Consider the following 20,918-nt stretch of genomic DNA (forward strand, 5'->3'; position numbering starts at 1 on the left):
ACACGCGTGATCCTTCACTGCTCAGGATGACCTTAAATTTTCATTCTTTGATAGTACCGTTAATGGCATGAAAGTCTTATACCATTATCTTAAAATATTAAACTTGCTGATAAAAATAAAACCCCGCTGTATGCGGGGTTTTATTTTTATTTAGAAACCTTTCATGGGGTTGGGGCCAAATACATCTAAGTCTTCGGCAAACTTATCGATGATCTTGGGCAGCTCAGCATAATCCATGATATTGATTTGTACCATGCGAACACGGTCTGATTCTAAGCCAAGGCGATCCAAGGTTTCAGAAACTTTGGATAGACGTATTTCAGCCAACTCAGAGCCCTTCATGAAGTGGCACTGATAGTCATCGCCATGTTTGCAGCCTAACAGCATGACGCCGTCAAAGCCCTTGGACATGGAGTCTGCAATCCATACCAGGTTCAAAGATCCAAGGCATCTTACAGGAATAATACGCACCCAGGAATTGTACTTGAGGCGGTTAATACCAGCCATATCCAGGGCAGGCATCGCATCGTTTTCGCAGGCCAGGATAAGAATTCTTGGCTTTTCTTCATCCTCTTCAGGAACTTCTACTGCTTTAACCATGTTGCCAATCATGCCCACAGAGTAGTTTTTAAAGGAGATAATCCGCTCTGGGCAAGCTCCCATACAGGTACCGCATCTTCTGCAGCGGGTGGGGTTAGGCAGTGGGTTACCCTTTTCATCCTCGTTAATTGCACCAAAGGGACACTCTTCTGTGCATCTCTTGCACTGGGTGCAACGCTGTAAAGCGAATTCGGGATAGGATAGATCGCCGCTCCTTGGATGAACAGCTGCTCCACCGGCAGTAACTTCTACACATTGGATGGCTTTTAGGGCAGCACCGGCGGCGTCACTAACTGCTTTAGCCATATCCATCGGTGCCCTAACACTACCGCAGGCATAGATACCAGTACGGCGGGTTTCATAGGGGAAACAAATAAAGTGGGAATCTGGGAAACCATATTTCAAATTAGGCAGTTCGGGACCCTGTCTGTACTGTAGATTAAGGATATTTTCTGCAATTTCCTGAGCAGCAGCAGCATCTTCGGCAGCTTTAGTGGAAGGAATCATACCGTTGGCCAGTACGATATAGTCCACCTCATCAACCATAGCATCGCCGCCCAGCAGCATATCTTCCGCTTCCACCACTAACTTGCCATCGGCTTCGCTGACTTCTTTAATTTCGCCTTTGATAAATACAGCACCGCTTTCTTGGGCTGCCTTATAGAAATGCTCATATTGACCAGAACTACGAACATCCTTATAGAATACATAGGTCATGGCTTCAGGAGCCAGTTCCTTAAGTATTAAGGTTTGCTTTAGGGTTTCAACGCAGCAGGCCGCGGAGCAATAGGGCAAACGCTCAGCATCTCTGGAGCCGGCGCATTGGATGAAAACAACTTTTTGTGCATCAATATTACCGGACTTCGCCATTTCTTCGAAGTCAGCCTGGGTAATAACGTTGGGGTATTTGCCATAACCCAGATAATCCAGGTTTTCAACATTTGGCTTGGCACCGGTGGCCAGCACAATCGCTCCAACTCTTTCAGCAGCGATGTTACCACCCTGATTAATTTCCGCATCAAACATACCGGGGCCACCGGCAATTTTATCAATTACAGCACCGGTGTAAACCTTAATGTTGGAATTCCCTTCGATCTCAGCCACACGGCCGGCAACATTGGGATCCTCTGGCGCAGTAAAGGGAGCAGCCATCGGAGTGGTTTTGTAAACTTTGTTTAACCAACCGCCCAGGGCAGCTTCTTTTTCTACCAGAACTACGGAATAGCCAGCTTTACCAGCTTCTAAAGCTGCTGTCATACCAGCTAAGCCGCCCCCAACAACCAAAACGGTCTTGGAAAGGTTTTCACCAATATAGGGAGCAGGTACTTCTGAGGCTTTTGTTTTTTCACAGCCCATACGAATCTGGTCTTCAGCCAGCATTTGGGTATCTTCATCATCGGCCTCGTGACTCCAAATAACTTGTTCACGCAGGTTTACTCTTTCCAGATAAACACCGGGGAAATTAAACACATCACCATTTACACGGTTGGAACAGGCTGCAATGATAACACCATCCATCGCCTGCGCTTCAATTTCAGCCTTAATTAAATCTACACCTTCCGCAGAGCAGAGGTAGCCATGTTCTTTGCAAGCAGGAACTTTATATTCCTTAGCTGCCACTTTGGTTAAAGCCGCTGTGTCGAGGGCTTCGCCAATGCCGCAACCAGTACACATGAAAAACCCTAGTTTTTTAGCCATTGTCTTACCCCCTTACCGTAGATTGGATGGCTTTTAGAACAGCAGCGGTAGCACTTTGCACGGAAGAAGCAACATCACCGGGTTTGGCAACACAGCCCGCAGCATAAATACCGGGCACAGAACCACTCTGAACAAAACCGTCTACATCATAAGCTACTTCCGCTGGTAACTTAGCAGCAGCGGTAGTAGGTGCCATACCAGTGGCCAATACTACCATATCATACTTCAGTTCGGTAACTTCCTGAATACTTTGATCCTCAGCAAAAACGATAACATTTTTAGCCTCATCCTCGGTTATTTCGGAAGGCTTGCCCTTAATCATGGTAATATCATATTCTTTAATTTTATTAAAGAAGTCTTCATGTTTACCCATGGCCCGAATATCCATGTAATAAATGGTGACCTTGGCATCCGGATATTGTCTCTTGACGTAATCGATTTGCTTCAGGGTTGCCATACAGCAAACGGAGGAGCAAGCCTGCTGGTGATTTTCATCACGGGAACCGGCACACTGTACAAAGGCAACGTTTTTCGGCTCCGCTCCATCTGATGGGCGAACAATTTTACCCTGGGTAGGTCCTGTATAGGAAGCCAGTCTTTCCAATGTAATATTGGAAACCGCATTGGCAACGGTACCACTGCCATAGTTCGCTAGTTTTTCCACTGGATAGGAATCCCAGCCAGTGGCCCAAATAACAGCTCCTACATTAAGGTTCATCGTTTTAGCGGGCATGTTTAGGTCTACAGCCTTCACTTCACATACTTCAACACACTTACCGCAAGAGGCTCCGGTGCAGGCAGTGTTATCAATGATATATTTCATTGGGAAAGCAAAGGGTTGGGGCAGGAAAATTGCTTTGGTTTTATCAAGACCAAAGTTAAAGGCATTGGCACTTTCAACCGGGCATACTTCGGCGCATTTACCACAGCCTGTACAACCCTCGGTCACATAACGGGGATTCATCTTGACTGTGACATCAAAATTTCCCTCTTGACCAGCAATATTTTCAACCTCTGCTAATGTAATAACATGAATTTTGGGATTCTTTTTAATTCTTTGAAAATTAATTTCCAAGCCGCAGTTTGGCGGGCATAATTTGGGGAAATATTCGTTAATTTGAGATACTTTACCGCCTAAGTAAGCATTCTTTTCAACCAAGAATACTTCATAACCCACTTCGGCAGCTTCCACAGCAGCGGTAATACCACTTATACCGCCACCTACAACTAATATGCTTTTATTTGCCATTTTCTCACTCCCTAGTCCAGTTGTTAACAATGCTTGGATAGGTGATAAAAATCGTAAAAATAAGGCCATGCCAGGTATTGGGGAACTTCCAGCTCCCGCCTGGCTAATATTAGGTATTATCTGATATTAGCCAGGCGGAAGCCACTGTTTTATAACTAAAAATATAAAAGCAAAAAAGCCAGGCACCCTCTTGGCCACCTGGATTAAAGGGCCCAATAAGCGTTTTGCACCCAGGCCATCTTTTTTTAATAGCCCGTGGCCTACGGCCACGGGCCGATAACTATTCAGCTATCTATTTAACTATAAGGTACTTAATTAGTCAACCAGACGGATGATGGGGCGTTTAATCATTTCCCATGCATTGTTGGCTGCATCGTATTTACAGTTACAGAATACTTCCCACTCAGGATTCAACTTGGGTAGGTCAGCACGCATGTAGTAGCCGGGGAAACGAGTTTCTTCACGGAACAGCAGAGTGCGAATGTGGGACTCAGCCTGTAGAGTCCTATGAATGTTTTCCCAACATCTCATTAACTCGTGCAAGTCACGTGCAGCAAGCTTTTCGCCGTCTTCTTTCAGCATTCCTAATAACTCAAGACCAACGCCCAACAGAGTCTTGGAGGTGGTAAAGTTAGCAACAACACCGCCAGCATACTCGTCCATCATCTTCTGAAGACGGAACATGTACATCTTGGGCAGGATGTAGTTGGGGTTAACATCAGGATCGGTGGAGAAACCACTGAACTGTTCAAAGGTAGCCAGAGGCTTCAGAATCTTAGCTTTTAATTCTTCAACCTTAGCATCGTCAAGGTTGGGCTCTTGGTTGTTTTCTACTACGAAACGAACCATGGCCTTACCAGCAATACGTCCTTCAGCGTGGGAGCCGGAGGAGAACTTGTGGCTGGAAGCACCGGAAGCGTCGCCGGCAGCAAACAGACCCTTAACGGTGGTCATGTTGGTATAACCCCACTGATATTCAGCAGGAGCGATGTCGGCAGGACCGGAAACCCAAGCACCGGAAGCACCAGAGTGAGAACCGATGAAGTAAGGTTCAGCAGCGGCGATTTCAGAGTGCTTTTCTTCAGGAGCAATGTTGGAAGCAGCCCATAACAGAGCCTGAGCAATGGTCATATCTAAGAAGTCTTCCCAAGCTTCGCTTTCAAGTTCTTTCATTTTCTTCTTGAAGGCTTTGGGATCGTCTTCGTATTTCTTAGCTAGGTTAGCAATCGCTTCGTCGGTCTCCATGAACAAGGGGCCTTTGCCATCGCTTACATCCAGCATGCCAAGGTAGTTACGCAGGTTAGCAGGGATCGGCTTAACTTTGCCATAGGGACCCCAGTTGTCTAATTCAGAGCGACGGGTAACCATATACTCTTCGCCGAAACCGTTAACAGCACGGGATTTGAAGAGCAGGAACCAAGCGCCTACAGGGCCGTAAGCATCTTTAAAGCGTACAGGAATGAAACGAACTTCTTGACAGGTCATTTCAGCGCCAGCAGCCATTGTAAAGTATGCAGAGGAACCAGAGCTGAAAGGAGGATACCAAGAACGGCCTAAACCTTCACCAGTGGAACGAGGCTTAAATACGCCTACTGCGCCACCCATGGAAGCTAGAACGGCTTTAGCCTTGAATACATATATCTTGTCTTCACGGGTGCTGAAACCAATAGCACCAGCGATTCTGTCGCCATCCATGATGGGCTCACAGATGTATACACGCTCATAAATGTTGTCTGTGCCAATGGCAGTCTTAGCAGCTTCAGCAACGATGATCTTGTAGGATTCACCGTTTAACATGATCTGCCAGCGGCCACCGCGAACGTAGTTGCCTTCGTCGTTAGTCCAAATGGGAAGACCCCATTTTTCAAACAGGTGAACGGAAGAGTCAACGTGACGGGCGATGTCAGCGACTTGGTCATCACGAGCAATACCCATTAAGTCGTTCTTAACGTATTTTACATAGTCCTCAACGGTGTTTTCGCCTTTAGCTACACCTAGATATTGGTTAATAGCGGACAGACCCATGGCAACAGCACCAGAACGGTCCATAGCAGCTTTATCAACCAAAGTAATTTTTATATCGCCTTGTTTCTTAGCCCAGTAAGCTGCTTCAACGGCTGCGCCGCAAGCTGCCATACCGCCACCAAGAATAAGAATGTCGGTATTAACTACTACAGTTTCAAAGTTCGGCATTATTTTTAACCTCCTCCGATAGTTAATTATCTCAATTACTTCTTCAGGCCAGGAAGTTCAGCAGTACCGGTGGAATAGGGCTCAGTGAAGAGCAACTGGTTGTTTAAATCTTCTTGGTCTAGAGTATAGCCACCGTCAGGAACAGCGGAACCTTCTTCAGTGGTACGGATGGGGAACTTAAAGCGCTTCAGCATGCCATTACGGAACTTAACGGTCCACATAATGCTGTCGGAGCTTCTGAGGGGTACACAGCTGGCACCCATGGGAACGAAGTCAGCATAACCACGAACGTCAATAGCCTGTTGAGGGCAAATCTTAACGCAGCAGTAGCATTCCCAGCATTGGGATACGTCACGGTTGGTGGCTTTCATTTTTTCTTTGTCCAGAACCATCAGATCGTTGGGGCAGATGTACATGCAAGCGGTTTTGTCTTGACCTTTGCAACCATCGCACTTTTCAGCAATTACAAAGCTAGGCATTTTTTTACCTCCCTATTGCTTAAATTTAAAGACTTTACGTCTTTAATTGCTAATTAAAACACACCTTGTCTAATATAATACTCCCTCACTACCACGACACTTTCGTTTTTCGGAAACTCCGAAGGGTTTGCAAACAGAACCCATCTTAAGACTAAAAATTTCTTATGATATAGTGGTGTTCGCATATGAACAACCACCATATCAATTTATTTAGTATTTTTTGTATTAAGACGAGGTTTGTCGTTCTACCGACAGCTACGAAATGTCGAATGTTGTAGAATATATGAGAAATCGAGGTTGACTCGTTTTATTTACATTCTACTATCAGCAGGGAATTTAAGTTAGGCTTAGTTGTTATCTAAACTTTGATAGTACTTAGTGAGGATTTCAAGTACTTCTTTACGTCCAAATTCCAGCGGTGGCAGTTCGCCGCGGCCAAACATTTCGCGAACTTTGGTGCCACTGATAGCAATGCGATCTTCTGGGCCGTGTGGGCAAGATTTTTCAGTAGCCATACCTTGGCACTTGGTGCAGTAGTAAGCAGAGGTTACTTTGATGGGCTGGCAAAGAAGTTCGCCGGGCTTGAAGGCATCAAAGATTTCCTGAGCTTGGTATGCAGTGTAGTAGCTGCCTACACCAGCGTGGTCACGACCAACGAGGATGTGGCTGCAGCCAAAGTTTTGACGGAAGATAGCGTGCAGGATAGCTTCTTTAGGACCAGCATAGCGCATTTCCATGGGATATACGCGCATTTCGATGGTCTTTTCGTTAAAGTAATATTTCATGTGAGCTTTGTAAGCTTCGAAACGTACTTCAGCGGGAATATCACCCTTCTTCAGTTTACCAACGATGGGGTGTAGGAACAGGCCGTCGCAAACTTCGTTGCCGATTTTGCACAGGAACTCGTGAGAGCGGTGCAAGGGGTTACGGGTTTGGAATGCGCAAACAGTGTTCCAGCCCTTGGATTCAAACAGGGCACGGGTTTCTGCTGGGTGAGCATAGTAGCCAGCATACTTGGTAGCATAGCCCATTTCGGAGAAGGTTACGATGTCGCCACCGATGTAAACTTCGCCTTGCTCCATTACTTTCTGAACGCCAGGGTGCTCAGCGTCATCGGTAAAGAAAGAAGCTTTGCATTCTTTAACTTTGTCGTATTCATATTTTTCAGCTACGGTAATAATACCAACATAGATGCCAGTCTCGTCGTCAACCAGAGCTTGCTCACTGCCAATTTCAATATTAGCAGCTTGTTCTTTGGTAACTGCCAAGGTTACAGGCAGAGGCCAAGCTAAACCGTTGGCTAGGTGCATATTATCTACAACACCTTCGTAGTCGGCTTGCTTCATAAAGCCAGTCAGAGGAGAGAATGCACCCATGCCGAGCATCAAGCAATCAGAGGATTCCCGAGAACTCATGCGGATTACGGGCAGTTTTTCAGCTTTTGCTTGCATTTCAGCACGCTGTTCCCTAGGTACTAAAACCGGGGTCAGTTTGCCACCATGGGGTTGAACTAATGCCATTAATAACGCCTCCCTTATTTAATGTAACAATTTGGACTTAGTCCTTATTTTGTGAATCCAAACACTTATGGAGATGCACCACTTGGCTGATGTTTTTTCTGCAAGGGGCTATCTAACCAATTTTTCAATTAACTAACCTGCCAGGATTGCTTATTGCTAAGTTGGTTAAGATTAAGTCGGGTCACATTTTCTGAACGGCAAAGGATTTGCTCTGTCGAAAAACGCAACTTTTTATTTGAATACCCCACTGCATTCACAACATCCCCACTCCTATCTATCTAAAGTGGGTACCGGAAGGTACTTTTTTGTCTTGTTTGTGATTTTCTTTACTTTCTCTTATTCTATCTATATTTTGATATTCCTGCTAACTTTCATAAATTTTATAAGATTTTGTGCAAAAAATAATTATCTTTTTCTGCTTTTTTCTACATTATGCCCCAAGGCTTTGGAGTGCCTTGTCCGGTGATACAATGCAATATTCCAGAGCAGCTTTCTTTTTATCTAAACCAAAAGCCAAAGCCATGAGCTGGGTAAAGAATAATACCGGTAGGTTATAGTTCGTGCCATATACTTTATTGACTTTAATCTGATAGGCATCTAGGTTCATTTGACACAGGGGACAAGGGGTTACAATTAGGTCAGCTCCTGCATCATGGGCACTTTTTAGGATGGGATATAGTGCAGATATCGTTACCTCAGGAGAACTTAAAGCCATTGCACCTGTGCAGCATTTGAGTTTGTGAGAGAAATTAACAGGTTCTGCGCCCAAGGTGTCAATTATGTTATCTAAAAAGGTAGGGTTTTCCCAGTTGTCAAATTCCCTCAGGGCCCTTACTGTTTGGCAGCCCACATAACCAGCTACTTTTAGTCCCTTTAAGGGCTTGACCACTTTAGCGGCAATGTTTTCTAAACCCACTTCAGACACCATTACATCCAACAGCATACGCACATTCAGCCCACCGTGATAACTAAGACTATCTTTACTGAGGGCATCATTGGCATTTGCCTTAAAATGCTCACTGCTGAACTTCTTATTTACGTTCCCCAATATAGCATAGCAGGAACTACAAGTTGTAACAACATCTTCCGGACCTGTTTTTTCAGCCAAGGCCAAATTTCTGGAAGCTAATACATCGGCCGCAAATTGGCCAATGACACTGGATGTCACGGTTGAGCCGCAACAATTCCAATCTTCAATTTCTTTCATTTCCAACCCTAGAAGTTTTGCCACTTCTAGAGCAGAGTGATGGTAACTAACGGCTGTCCCCTCACTGGCACAGCCAGGGTAAAATGTGTACTTCATAACTAGTGACCACCCTCCCTTTGGGCAATTTCTGAAGCTCGTTCTAATATTGCTCTGAGTTTGTCAGGGTTTTTGACACCCTTTGGGGGTAAAAGGGTCAACCGGCGATGAAGCATCATATTTTTACCAACATCTTGCAAATCGAAGGCCATCTTGATAAATCTGCCCAGACCAATTTTTAAACCATAGTTTAATGTGAGTCCACCTTCCCAAATGCGTCCTCGTTTGGCAACATCCTTGGCATAAACTTCAGCCATAGCCTGGGAATCGTGACTATAACCATTCTCCACCGCTAGGTGGCGCAAATCATGCATTACATCCATCATGGGAACTCCACGGGGACAACGACAGGCACATGTATAACATGAAGTACATAACCACATAGTATTGGCCTTAAGAACTTCATCCTTATGACCTGCCCGAATCAGCTGAATTATCCGTCTTGGGGAAAGATCCATTTTTTCTTTGAGGGCGCAGGTTGTGGGGCAAATACCACATTGCATACACATCTTAACCCATTTACCATTTTCCATCGCATAGACTTTTTTGGTAAATTTCGAGTCATATTTCACCACGGCCCTCTTCGTTGCAATCGCTTCTGACATTGAACTCCCTCACTTCCCTTCGGGCACTCTTAAACTGTTAACTGGCCAAAAGCAAGCGGACATTCAATTATGCAGCCCTTCGGCCTTGTGAATATCCGAACACACGCAAGCACAGTTATGCCTTCAGACACCTCCTTGTTTCGTTCTTTAAATAAATATAACGCATTTAGGAATTACCTTAATGCTTTGAATTTATAACACTAATTTGGCGATTTAAGGGGTTTCTTAATTTAACTATAGCACCACCGTTTTTAGTTGACAAGCAGAAATATCGCTAAATTCCTTTAAAAAATCTAATGCTTATGCTTTTTTCTCGCAATTACTCTGTGAACTTGTCATTCACACGACTTTTGCTTGTGCTTTATTTAACTATATTCTAGGTGATTATATATTATCCTTTAATTTTTTACAAAAATCTTTTTATTAACTTCTTTTTATTCCTGCATCGCCAGCTAGCCAGTTATTTGTTATAATTAGTACATAGTCAGGAAAAAAAATTAAGGAGATGAATCTATGCTGCAACAGGTGGAATTATATTCTGCTCTTAGCAAAGCTGAACAAAACAACTTTTTTACTAAGCTCTCCGAAGTCTATGAAAAACTCCCTAAAACGTCCTGCATCGGCTGTGCTACATGCTGCAATTGGGGTAGTCCCCCTGCTTTCTTTATTGAATATTTAAATTTGTATAGATATATTCGGGACAAGCAAAGATCAGAATGGAAAAACATTGTAAAAAAGTCTGCGGAATATTTTTATCTGGAATTAGTCGATCGCAATCAAAAGTGTCCTTTTTTAAATGAAAGCAATCAGTGTTCGGTATATGAGGTGCGCCCCTTCACTTGCCGTTCTTACGGCCTGTTATCAAAAGAAGATTTTGAAACAGGTAACCGCGGTTTGCATCAACTGGCCAAAAAGATTAAAGAAGAATATGACCTGGTTATCCCTCAGGAAATAATTGATTACGAATTGCCTTGGTGTGATAAAGTTACTTCTGATATGGGTTCTTATTTGGCAAAATCTACATTAGCAGGTTATGCCGCTCAGATCGGAACCTTAGATTGCTATTATTTTTCCCAGGACCTAGTAGACCAAGAGGGTACACTGCTCCCCTACCCGATACATCTGGCAAATACGATTTTAGGATCCGGTGCGCGGTCTCGAAAAATAAAAGTAATGAAACAATATAATGAAGGAAATAGAGAATTGCTGGATAGTATATTGGACAAGGCCTTCGCTTTTCAATTCTAGGTTTCAGTTACCTTTGGGGAGGATTTCCTTTACCCGTGAAGAAATTAACATTAGGAGGTAGATATCATGGCAAAAATCAACGAAGCCCTCGATATGTGTGTGGAATTAGGAAAGATCTTGTCAGAAACGGATGAATATCTAAATATGAAGCAAGCTGAAACGAACCTACTGCACGACCAAAATGCCCGCAGCCTAGTTGAGGGCTTACAAAAGCTACAAATGGAAATACAACAAAAGAAATTGGCTGGTCTTCCATTAACAGAGGAGGACAAGCAAAAAATGCAGGAAACAGAGGCTAAGGCCATTGAAAACCCTGTGGTTAAAGCTTCCTTTGAAGCCCATGAAAAGTTCCAAGGCATCATGTCCCTCATCAGTACGAAGATTCGTGAGGGCATCCGCGCCAAAGAGCAACCAGCAATGACTGAGGATGACACTAACTAAAGAATAACTAAAAAAAACAATGACCTGCACGAAGCAGGTCATTGTTTTTTTAGTTATTCTTTGGCCGCTTCAAATTTATAGCCGACTCCCCAAACGGTTTTAATTAATTCCGGTCTGGCTGCATCCCTTTCAATCTTTCTTCTTAGTCTACGAATGTGTACGGTAACGGTATCTTCGTCACCTTCAAAGTGACTTTCCCAAATCTGCTCAAGGAGTTGTAATCTGGAAAAAATCTGATTAGGATGTGATGCCATCAACCAGAGCATATCAAATTCCTTTGCTGTCAGAGTGACCTCCTGTCCCCATACACGGACTAAACGAGTGGCATATTCAATGTAAAAATTGTTATACTCTAATATTTCCTTGTTTTTATTCCCAGGTACTGGCTTGCTTCTTCTGAGCACTGCTTTTACCCTTAGGGCCAGTTCCGCCGGACTAAAAGGTTTGGTCTGATAATCATCTACACCCATTTTAAAACCAACTATCTTATCCACAACGTCATCTTTGGCGGATAAAATTATGATGGGTACATCGACTTTCGCTTTAATTTTCTGGGAGGCCTCTAAACCGTCAAGTTTAGGCATCATGATATCCATAATAACAAGGTCTGGCTTCATGGTTGTGGCTATTTGAACTGCCTCTTCCCCATCTTTAGCGGTAATAACTCTGTACCCCTCTTGCTCTAAACTATGAGAAACAATCTTGACAATTCTATGATCATCGTCCGCAATTAATATTGTTCCATTGCTCATGATTACCCACTACCCTCCAGAAACACATTTATTACTAAATACTTCGGAAACATTTAGCTTATTCCTTCTATAATTACTAATTATTTTTTTCCACTTTTAAATAGTACTATTTTGGCGTATCCTTTCCGATGCTCTCTATCCCATTTTATTAGACATTTATCCACACAAACACCGCCTTGTCCACAGACTTATACACAGTTTATCCACTTAAGCTCGAAAAACTTAGCTTGCATTTTTAATAATCATTGCGTAAGTGGAAGCATAGCATTGGTATTTTAGGTAACAATATCTTATACTTTCTGATCGTATAAAAAGAGTGGAAATTGGGTGATTTATATTGAGGGAGAAAAAGTATTGCTTAAACTGTAAGAGAAATGTTACACCGGTTAAAAAATGGTCCTGGGCTTGGTTCCTAGCCCTGATACCAATTTACCCTATTTACTACTATTATTTTGCACCAAAGATTTATTGTCCCTTCTGTAATCAGAAATCATTAGAAAAACTTGGCTTGCGTCATACCCTAAAGGGCACGAAAGTCCCTAGACGCGGGTGGCAGCCCTAGTTTTTCTCTTCTCCTAGCATCCTTCCTATTTTTTAGTTTCTGCTAGTGAAAAACAATCCCGCTCCATTGGGGCGGGATTGAGCTTTTATGCTAACTTTAAATAATTGATGATAGCTACGGTAAAGAATAGGGAATTCAAGATCTCCACCTGACCGATTTGCAACGGGGACATTTCTCTTTTGGTGAGGGCAGTGGAGCGAGCAAAACTAGGCAAATACGCAAGGGCAAGCAAAAACTCGGATAGAAAAATAGGTAATAACACCAGCAAACCATGATAAAGCCACGAGTAATAGAGAAATACGGTATTATTCCTTTCACGTATCTTTGTTTTAACAAAGAACACGCTGCCACCAAAAAACAACACACAAAAAAGCCAAACCCAGAAGGCTTCCTCTGTCCAAGCACCTACGGCTACATAGATACTGGCCACAGACCCCAGGGACAAAGCTGCTATACCACTTAAATTATTTACAAATTCCCGCTCACGCTTCACCCTTGCAAAATATAGGTTTGCCCCTAATAGAGGTACCATCAGCAAACCCAGGGACAATAATTGCCAATGATAGTAAAGGGGAATCATGAGAAACGTCGTCCCGATGATGCTATATATAGCAAGCCATTTTACAGGTTTATTGGTTTGTTGTGGATTTCGAAAAAGCATCCGCAGTGGGCAGGAAGATAAATATAGGAAGAACCAGCCTAAAAAAAGGGGCAAATGCAACCAAGTCGGTCCATAAGGGACTACTCCCACTACAAAGGGCACAATTAGCATGGCCCAAGCACCATGTTCCTTTGGCAAAACAATAGACATATAAAATCACCTCATAGGTTAGTATAGTGAATTGCCAAAGGGATGTATGTGCTACGGATTACACTTGGATGATAATCTAATAATATCTTGCCGATGGATAAACCTTTATGTGATATAATCTTTATTGCAAGCATATTTAAACATCTATGAGGTAATAAAATGGAAATAAAAAAAACAAACAATCATTCCCTTGGCATACTTGTCACAGGTGGCTCTTACTTAATCTGGGGTATCCTCCCGATCTATTGGAAAATGGTACAAAGTGTCCCCTCCCATGAGATTCTGGCCCATCGCTTTTTCTGGTCCTTTGTGTTTGTACTGGCATTATTGTTAGTCATCGGTAAGTTCCGATCCTTTATTTGTGAATTTCGGCAAATCGCTTCACAACCGAAAAAACTTTTTGCCATGTTTTTAGCTTCCGCTTTAATTTCTGTAAACTGGTTTACTTATATCTGGGCTGTTAATCACAATCATATTATAGAAACCAGTTTGGGTTACTATTTAAACCCTCTCATTAGTGTATTGCTTGGGATCATCGTATTAAAGGAGAAACTCTCTTTTTGGCAGATGTTTTCTTTCTTATTAGCTACCCTAGGGGTTTTGAATATGGCTCTGCACTCAGGTGCCATGCCTTGGATTGTCATTATCTTAGCTACAAGTTTTGCCTTATATGGCTTAAGTAAGAAAATGGTAAATGTAAGTGCTATCACCGGTATAGCGATTGAAACACTATTTATGACACCCTTTGCCCTAGGGTATTTGTTATATGTTCATAAAAACGGCGCCGGTGCCTTTGGCCTAGATGTTCCCTATCTATCCTTGCTGTTAATGGGAGCTGGTGTGGTTACAGCCGTACCGCTGATTCTGTTTGCCAGTGGGGCAAAACGCCTCCCCCTCTCTCTGGTAGGTTTTTTACAATATATTGCTCCCACATTGGCATTAATGATCGGTGTATTTATATATCACGAACCCTTTAACCATACCCATTTACTCTCTTTTTCAATCATCTGGTTTGCCCTGGTTATTTTTTCCCTGGCCAAAACGAAGCCTTTTATTCAATTGGAAACCATCCTTTACAAGAAGTTATCCCACGGGAAGCGACAGGTTACCTAGGAAAAGCCAGCATACTGTCACCCCGAGCAAAGCAAAGGATCGTTAGGAATCCACAAATTGTTAAAAAAGGAGTATTGCTTGCTACTTGAAAGTAGTTTTGCAATACTCCTTTAACTTTTATCCTAAAAAGTACAGGGGAAAATTTTCATTATGACGGGCAATTATTATTGATTTTTTCTAAATCTGAGTACATAATTAATTTGAGGAGTCTTCTATGCCGCCCTGCAGTGAAATCGCTGTGGGACGGCGTCTTGTTTTTGTTACCACTAAAGCGCTTTGTGACCGAATGGTTTCCTAATACTTAAATCGATTAATCTCTTCTCTCATATTGGCAGCCAAGTTGTTTAATTCTTCTGCAGAACTGGTTAACTCCTCAACTGTGGCTGTTTGCTCCTGGGTATATTCCGCAATACCAACCGCATCTTCTGCAGTCTTAGCAATAATTGAAGCAAATTGCCCTACCTCTTTTTCTATTAATTGACTATCACGTCGGATTTCCGAAGACACTGCAACCAAAGATGCTACTCCGTCCGATGTAACCTGGCTTTTTGCCAATATATCCTCAAAGGCACTAACGACATTATTCGAATTACCCTGTTTTACAGTTAGGACAACCACTGAGTCAATGTCACTTCTAATATCCTGGACTAAGGCCCCGATTTTGTTGGTAGCATCAGAGCTTTGGGATGCCAGCTTTCTTACTTCCTCTGCTACCACGGCAAATCCACGGCCCGAATCACCTGCTCTGGCAGCCTCAATGGCCGCGTTTAGGGCCAGAAGATTCGTTTGATCAGCAATAGAACTAATGGTATCCACAATTGTATTTATTTGGTGGGTTTTTTGGTTCAGTGTCTCAATTGAGGAAGCCATTTGTTTTACCAAATGCTGGCCATTTTTTGCAGTAAAATAGGCCTGGTCTGAAGAACTTTGGCTGTTTTCCAGTTCTTCCTGCATTTTTAATAGTTGCTTATTTAACTTGCTGATAAAGGTATTAATTTCAGACATTTTACCCCTTTGAACCTGCGCTGCTTCTGCAATATTCTGTACCTTTCCAGAAACGTCATTGGCAGCTGTGGCAGAAGTCTCTGAAATATTTTTAAACAACTCAGAAGATGATGTTAGTTTTTCAATTCCACTGTCAATCGATGCCAGCATCCTTTGTAAATCATTAGCTAATTTTTTAAATGCTGTTCCTAATTCATCATTCCCTGTAATCCTGTAGGAAAAATCGCCTTTTTCAACCAGTGTCACATATTGCTTAATTGGTTTAAGAATGGAGTTTGTTACGAAGGTGACTACTACTAAGAGAAGCAGCGCAATGATCAGCATTGCCTTCCAGGTATCCTGCTCCAATTTGTCAGACAGAGCATAAACTTCTTCCAGAGGGCTTACGGCAGCAATAGACCACCCGTTTATATTGGCTGGTTTATAATTAATAATCATTTTATGATCATTAATAACCGTTTCCTCAACACCACTTCCCTGGGCCAGCATCTTTTTTAGGATATCTTTGTATTGTTGATTCGTGGCGTTATCTTTGAGAGGGTTTTCCTCCAGTAGCTTTTTCGTTTCTGGGTGACCAATGTATTCACCATTTTTATTTAGCATAAAGGTATAGCCATTTTGGGATATCTTCTTACTGGTTACACGATCGGATATAAATTCTAATTTAATAAAACCAACCACGACCCCAATCTTTTCATTGGCTTCATTATAGATAGGGGCACCCAAACCGACAATTTTGCGACCTGTGCTGGTAGAAAAGGTAGCATCGGCAATAACAGATTTACTCGTTTCCCAAGGTGTTTTGAAATACTCCTTATCCGCAATGTTTTTCCCATGATGTTCAGCACCCTCTGAGTGGGCAATTTCAGTTCCTGTGGGATCACAAATTAAAAGGTGAGAATACTGTGGGTTATCCTTAATAAAACGTTGAAAATATGGCTCCGCTTGTTGGTAATTCATCGATTTTACAATGGGGGTATGGGCTAGTTCCATGACAATTCTTTGTTCAGCCTCTAATATGTCACTTAAATTGGTGCTTAATAACTGTTGTGTTTGGATACCATATTGTTCTTTAAGAATCATTTTTGACTTGTTAATGCTATAAAAACTGTAGCCACCCAGGGGTAGTAAAGTTATTACAATAAATGAGATTAACAACCTCACTCGTAAACTTCCCCACCATACTTTGCCCGCTCCCTTCATTATGCAACCCCTTCCAGAATATTATAAATTTTTCATGGCATTAATAACATATTTTAACAACTATCTAGATTGTGAAATGTCTTGTAATTGACAATGCCAAAATATTGACCTAAAAGGGTCAATTAAATCAAGGAATGTACAAGGTATACGGCTGTACCCCAAATAATCAATGCTGAAATTTTGTTTAACCCTTTAAGCCACTTGCCCTCCCCATCTTTTTTGCCTAATAGTCTACCTGCCAAAGCTAAGCCAATAAACCAAAACCAGGAAACTAGAATGGCTGCTAGGGCAAACAGCCACTTGTCATTACCGGAATAATGAAGTGAGCTGGTGCCAATGACACCTACTGTATCAAGAATAGCATGGGGATTGAGTAACGAAACTGAGGCCGCAAATAATATCTGCTTTTTAGGAGGCGTCGCTTCTGGTTGTTCCTCGGCGTTGCTGCCAACTGTGCTGCGCCAAGTGGCCCAGCCCATATAAATTAAAAATATTATTCCTAAACCATACAATACAGTATTTAACCAGTTAAGCTTTAGTACGAGGACGGATACACCTAGTACAGCCATCGCTATAAGCATGGTATCGCAAATTGCGGCAGTAATAATAACCGGAGCTGCCTTAAATAGGGTGGGTTGGTTGGCTCCCTGGTTAAATACAAAAACATTTTGTACCCCCAAGGGGAGTATTAGACCAAAGGCCAATAAAAACCCGTGAATAAAAGCATCCATTTCTAATCCTCCCATCCTCTGTTACTTCTAGTACGAAGGACCAGAGCAAAATTAAGCTCAGCCTATTTAATATCTGGCTGAGCTTGGTTAACGCTATTTATGATAGAGCGTTTTAAACTGAACAACAGCCTCAGCAATGGCCTCGGCTATTAGCATCTGATTGCTGTCTTCAAACAAGAACTGATCTTCCTGGGGATTTGAAATGAAGCCTGTCTCCACTAGAACGGACGGCATTTTGGTATGTTTAATAACATAGAAGCCTGCTTCCTTCACCTTACGATCCACTTGATGGGTCTTGGTTAAAATAGCTCTGTGAATTAAATCCGCAAGGGTTTTATCGCTACCGTAAAATGCATAGGTTTCTAATCCTGATACCCCGGAATTCGCCGCAGCATTGGCATGGATGCTAATAAAGCAAAGGGGGTTGAGCCGATTGGCCAATTGAGCTCTCTCGTCTAAAGATAGGAAAGCAGCATCTTCTTCCCTTGTCATTACCACAGAAAAGCCACGGTCCTCCAGAGTATTTTTTAATTTCTGGGATATGGCTAGGTTGACGGTTTTTTCCCATCTGCCGCTGGCTCCAATCGCTCCTACGTCTTTACCTCCATGGCCCGGATCAATGACAATAAGGTTACTCTGACTGTTAACCACTTTATTGGTGTACCCTTCTTCGGGTGGTGCTGGTTCCCTTTTGGTCAAAGTGATCATCAGCTTGTCCTCCAGCTGGTTTGCTTGATACCCAGTGGTACTCCGGTCCTTCAGTTGGAGCACCACCCTTGTTACGTCACCAGGGTGAACACCCAATTTTATCGCATCTAAAAATTGACTCTCTATGGTTGGGTCAGCACCCACCCTTTGGGCTGTATTCGCTAGATCAAAGACAATCCGATCTGGATTCTTTAACTCAAAAACATTGTTCGTGCCTTGTTTTACGGATATTTCAATTACCGCTTGGTCTTCTGTTTCTACAAGGGAAATATCCGTAAGTTCTCTGTTAACAGACCCACTTCCATCCGCATCATCATCTTGGTCCTGGTGGTTATTCTGAACCCGCTCAATAATAACCCTTTTTTCATTGCCCTGCCAATTTACCGTTGCACCTAGCTGTTCACTGATAAACCTCAGTGGTACCATTGTCCGATTGGCCATCATCTGTGGCGGAACATCCATCTGGTTGGGTATGCCATTTATATATGAAGTTTTATTATTAAGTTTTAATTTAAGTACATTGTTCTGGTCCGTAATCGTTACAGTTTGCGTGCTTTTTTCCCAATCCACAAATGCCCCAAGGGATTCGGAAATCACCCTTAAAGGAACCAATACCCGGCTATTAATAATTTGTGGTGCAACATCGGTCTCAATGAATTGGTCATTAATCATCAATTCTGGTGTCTTGGCCAGTGCCGGTGTTGCTGCGAATAGGAAGCAAACAATCATTATGATACTGTATAGTTTTTTCAATGTCCTCTCCTCCCCTATCAAATTATACTGTAAAATTAAGTGGTTTAGGGGGGAATTTATAACTTTTTAAGATTATGACGGACAAACGCCCTTTCCTAAAAGGAAAATTAAAGGGTATGAAAGGCCGTTAGCCTTCATACCCTTTGTGTCCTCCGCTAAATTGCGATTCTCCGGCTGGTTTTCCAATGTAATAACCCTGGGAAAAATTTACCCCCAGTTTCCTGAGTTCTTGAATAATTTCATCATTTTCAACAAACTCCGCTACGGTCTTTTTGCCTAGAGAATTGGCAACTGTTTGAATTGCCTGCACAAAGGCCAGCTGAGTAGGGTCTTGGTGTATATTACGCACGTAGGAACCATCAATTTTTATATAATCCACCGGTAATTCCCGAAGATAATTAAAGGAAGAAAAACCAATACCAAAGTCATCCAAGGCAAAGGGGCAGCCCAGTTCTCTTAATCTATTAATCCAGTGCCCTGCTTGAACAAAATCCTTTACTGCCACGGTTTCCGTTATCTCAAAACCCAGACGAGAGGCATCTATCCCGCTGCTAAAAATCTCTCCCTCAATGATTTGTAACAGTTTCTTATCTCCCAGACTTACGCCAGAAAGGTTGACAAAAAGTTTGATTTCCGGATTCTTTTCTAGGATTTTTATGGCACTCTCTACCACTAACTGATCAATCTGTGACATTAAGCCAAATTTTTCTGCGATGGGAATAAACTCCCCGGGTAATAATATCTGCCCCTGTGGGTCCCTTAAGCGCAGCAGAACCTCGTAGTGTACGATGTTTTCTTCGTAATTGTTTACCACCGGTTGAAAGAGTAAGATAAAGCGGTTTTCTCTAATTCCCGTCCGAACAATATCAACCATTTCCGTGGTCCTAGAAAAATTGGCAGCCGCTATTTCATTGGGGGAAATAAGCACGACCCTGTTTTTCCCCCTTTCCTTGGCCATACGCACTGCAATATCAGCATGGGTTAAAAGTTCCTTGCTATCCAGTGTTCCATCCACCATGACAACACCCATACTGATGGTTAGGTAATAACAAACCCTTTGTCTGACAATACAGATCTCTGCTTGTTCAATGGACATTCTGATTTTTTCCGCTACCTCATTTACTTGCTGTAAATTTTCCGCTTCTAGCAATAAAGCAAATTCGTCCCCGGATAAACGGGCAATGAAATCATCCGCTCCAAGATGATTTTTTAAAGCTGACACCAGTGATATTAATAGTTCATCGCCGCCAGCATGACCCAGCACGTCATTAACCAGATTAAAATTATCTACATCGATCAGTACCAGTGCCTTTGCCTGGCCGCCCTTGGCTTCCTCGATAGCCTTCTTTAGCCTTTCCTCTAATGAATATCGGTTGGGTATTTTGGTTAAATAATCATGGGTAGCCAGATAGGCCATTTGCTCTTCGGCTTTTTTTCGTACGGTTATATCCTCCACCAGACAGATAAATAATTTTTGTTGTATAGAAGAAACAATAAGCCTAGCCCAAATAATTCTGCCGCTCTTATGAAAATACCGTTTAACCATTTCGAAGGAGTCACGTTTTCCCGTTAATATTTCCTGATATAAATTCGTACTTTCCTGTAAGTTACCAGGGTGAGTAACTTCCTTGTAGGATTTACCGATCAATTCTTCTTCACTATACCCCAGTATTTGCTGCAGTGCTGCATTGCTTTCAATTAAACTGCCATCTAAATCTGTGATAGCAATACCCATGGCTGCCTTTTCGAAAATAGTTTTAAAGTATTCTTTATCAAACTGCTGCAAGTTCACCTGTTCACAATGCACCTAACATCACCCCCTCGCCTGTTAATCTAGCTAAAATAGTTTATTCACTAACTTCCATAAATAATCAGGATTACCTTCAGTTGGTAATAAAAAAAGTACTGTCATCTATTTATTTTTGTATGACCTCTTCGGTTTAT

General features: G+C 42.5%; 16 protein-coding genes. 3 read left to right on the forward strand and 13 right to left on the reverse strand.

The features are described 5' to 3' along the window. Positions 1–150: 150 nt before the first annotated feature. From AC1U9Z_RS07805 to AC1U9Z_RS07835, 7 genes are all read right to left on the reverse strand, one after another. Positions 151–2,298, reverse strand: a complete 2,148-nt coding sequence (locus AC1U9Z_RS07805; RefSeq protein WP_479956770.1) for a hydrogenase iron-sulfur subunit — start codon at positions 2,296–2,298, stop codon at positions 151–153. A 4-nt stretch (positions 2,299–2,302) separates the two neighbouring features. Continuing rightward, positions 2,303–3,547, reverse strand: a complete 1,245-nt coding sequence (locus AC1U9Z_RS07810; RefSeq protein ID WP_479956772.1) for an FAD-dependent oxidoreductase — start codon at positions 3,545–3,547, stop codon at positions 2,303–2,305. Positions 3,548–3,862: 315 nt separating this feature from the next. Then, a complete protein-coding gene (aprA, locus tag AC1U9Z_RS07815; RefSeq protein WP_479956774.1) occupies positions 3,863–5,740 on the reverse strand; it encodes an adenylyl-sulfate reductase subunit alpha in 1,878 nt (625 codons plus the stop codon). A gap of 35 nt (positions 5,741–5,775) precedes the next feature. After that, entirely contained in the window at positions 5,776–6,219 is a 444-nt protein-coding gene (gene aprB, locus AC1U9Z_RS07820) for an adenylyl-sulfate reductase subunit beta (RefSeq protein WP_333530578.1), read from the reverse strand. A gap of 347 nt (positions 6,220–6,566) precedes the next feature. Then, positions 6,567–7,739, reverse strand: coding sequence for a sulfate adenylyltransferase (sat, locus tag AC1U9Z_RS07825; protein WP_333530577.1), 1,173 nt, complete (start codon positions 7,737–7,739; stop codon positions 6,567–6,569). A 430-nt stretch (positions 7,740–8,169) separates the two neighbouring features. After that, the gene (locus AC1U9Z_RS07830; RefSeq protein ID WP_479956777.1) at positions 8,170–9,042 is read right to left on the reverse strand and encodes a CoB--CoM heterodisulfide reductase iron-sulfur subunit B family protein; all 873 of its coding nucleotides are present in this window, start codon (positions 9,040–9,042) and stop codon (positions 8,170–8,172) included. Positions 9,043–9,044: 2 nt separating this feature from the next. Beyond that, positions 9,045–9,647 (reverse strand): 4Fe-4S dicluster domain-containing protein, encoded by a 603-nt coding sequence (locus AC1U9Z_RS07835; RefSeq protein WP_479956779.1) that lies wholly within the window; start codon positions 9,645–9,647, stop codon positions 9,045–9,047. A 513-nt stretch (positions 9,648–10,160) separates the two neighbouring features. On the opposite strand from AC1U9Z_RS07835, the gene AC1U9Z_RS07840 reads away from it, so the two are divergent. Both AC1U9Z_RS07840 and AC1U9Z_RS07845 read left to right on the forward strand, forming a co-directional pair. Beyond that, positions 10,161–10,895, forward strand: coding sequence for a YkgJ family cysteine cluster protein (locus tag AC1U9Z_RS07840; protein ID WP_479956783.1), 735 nt, complete (start codon positions 10,161–10,163; stop codon positions 10,893–10,895). A gap of 66 nt (positions 10,896–10,961) precedes the next feature. Further along, on the forward strand, positions 10,962–11,336 hold the full coding sequence (locus AC1U9Z_RS07845) for a YlbF/YmcA family competence regulator (RefSeq protein ID WP_333530573.1): 375 nt from the start codon (positions 10,962–10,964) through the stop codon (positions 11,334–11,336). 53 nt (positions 11,337–11,389) lie between these two features. On the opposite strand, the gene AC1U9Z_RS07850 is transcribed toward AC1U9Z_RS07845, so the two are convergent. Further along, positions 11,390–12,088: a response regulator transcription factor gene (locus AC1U9Z_RS07850; protein ID WP_333530572.1), complete on the reverse strand. Its 699-nt coding sequence runs from the start codon at positions 12,086–12,088 to the stop codon at positions 11,390–11,392. Positions 12,089–12,735: 647 nt separating this feature from the next. Next, positions 12,736–13,461 (reverse strand): YwiC-like family protein, encoded by a 726-nt coding sequence (locus tag AC1U9Z_RS07855; protein ID WP_333530571.1) that lies wholly within the window; start codon positions 13,459–13,461, stop codon positions 12,736–12,738. Positions 13,462–13,620: 159 nt separating this feature from the next. On the opposite strand from AC1U9Z_RS07855, the gene rarD reads away from it, so the two are divergent. Next, positions 13,621–14,574: an EamA family transporter RarD gene (rarD, locus tag AC1U9Z_RS07860; protein ID WP_333530570.1), complete on the forward strand. Its 954-nt coding sequence runs from the start codon at positions 13,621–13,623 to the stop codon at positions 14,572–14,574. 294 nt (positions 14,575–14,868) lie between these two features. Here the strand turns inward: rarD and AC1U9Z_RS07865 are convergent, their stop codons facing one another. The 4 genes from AC1U9Z_RS07865 to AC1U9Z_RS07880 all read right to left on the reverse strand — a co-directional run bounded on the left by AC1U9Z_RS07865 (position 14,869) and on the right by AC1U9Z_RS07880 (position 20,781). Continuing rightward, positions 14,869–16,782: a methyl-accepting chemotaxis protein gene (locus AC1U9Z_RS07865; RefSeq protein WP_333530569.1), complete on the reverse strand. Its 1,914-nt coding sequence runs from the start codon at positions 16,780–16,782 to the stop codon at positions 14,869–14,871. 122 nt (positions 16,783–16,904) lie between these two features. After that, positions 16,905–17,513 carry a LysE/ArgO family amino acid transporter gene (locus tag AC1U9Z_RS07870; protein ID WP_479956786.1) on the reverse strand — a complete coding sequence of 203 codons (609 nt, stop codon included), beginning with the start codon at positions 17,511–17,513 and terminating at the stop codon, positions 16,905–16,907. Between the two features lie 93 nt (positions 17,514–17,606). After that, positions 17,607–18,974, reverse strand: a complete 1,368-nt coding sequence (locus AC1U9Z_RS07875; RefSeq protein WP_479956788.1) for an N-acetylmuramoyl-L-alanine amidase — start codon at positions 18,972–18,974, stop codon at positions 17,607–17,609. A 127-nt stretch (positions 18,975–19,101) separates the two neighbouring features. Then, the gene (locus tag AC1U9Z_RS07880; RefSeq protein WP_479956790.1) at positions 19,102–20,781 is read right to left on the reverse strand and encodes a putative bifunctional diguanylate cyclase/phosphodiesterase; all 1,680 of its coding nucleotides are present in this window, start codon (positions 20,779–20,781) and stop codon (positions 19,102–19,104) included. Positions 20,782–20,918: the final 137 nt, after the last annotated feature.

The organism is Desulfotomaculum sp. (assembly GCF_982386235.1).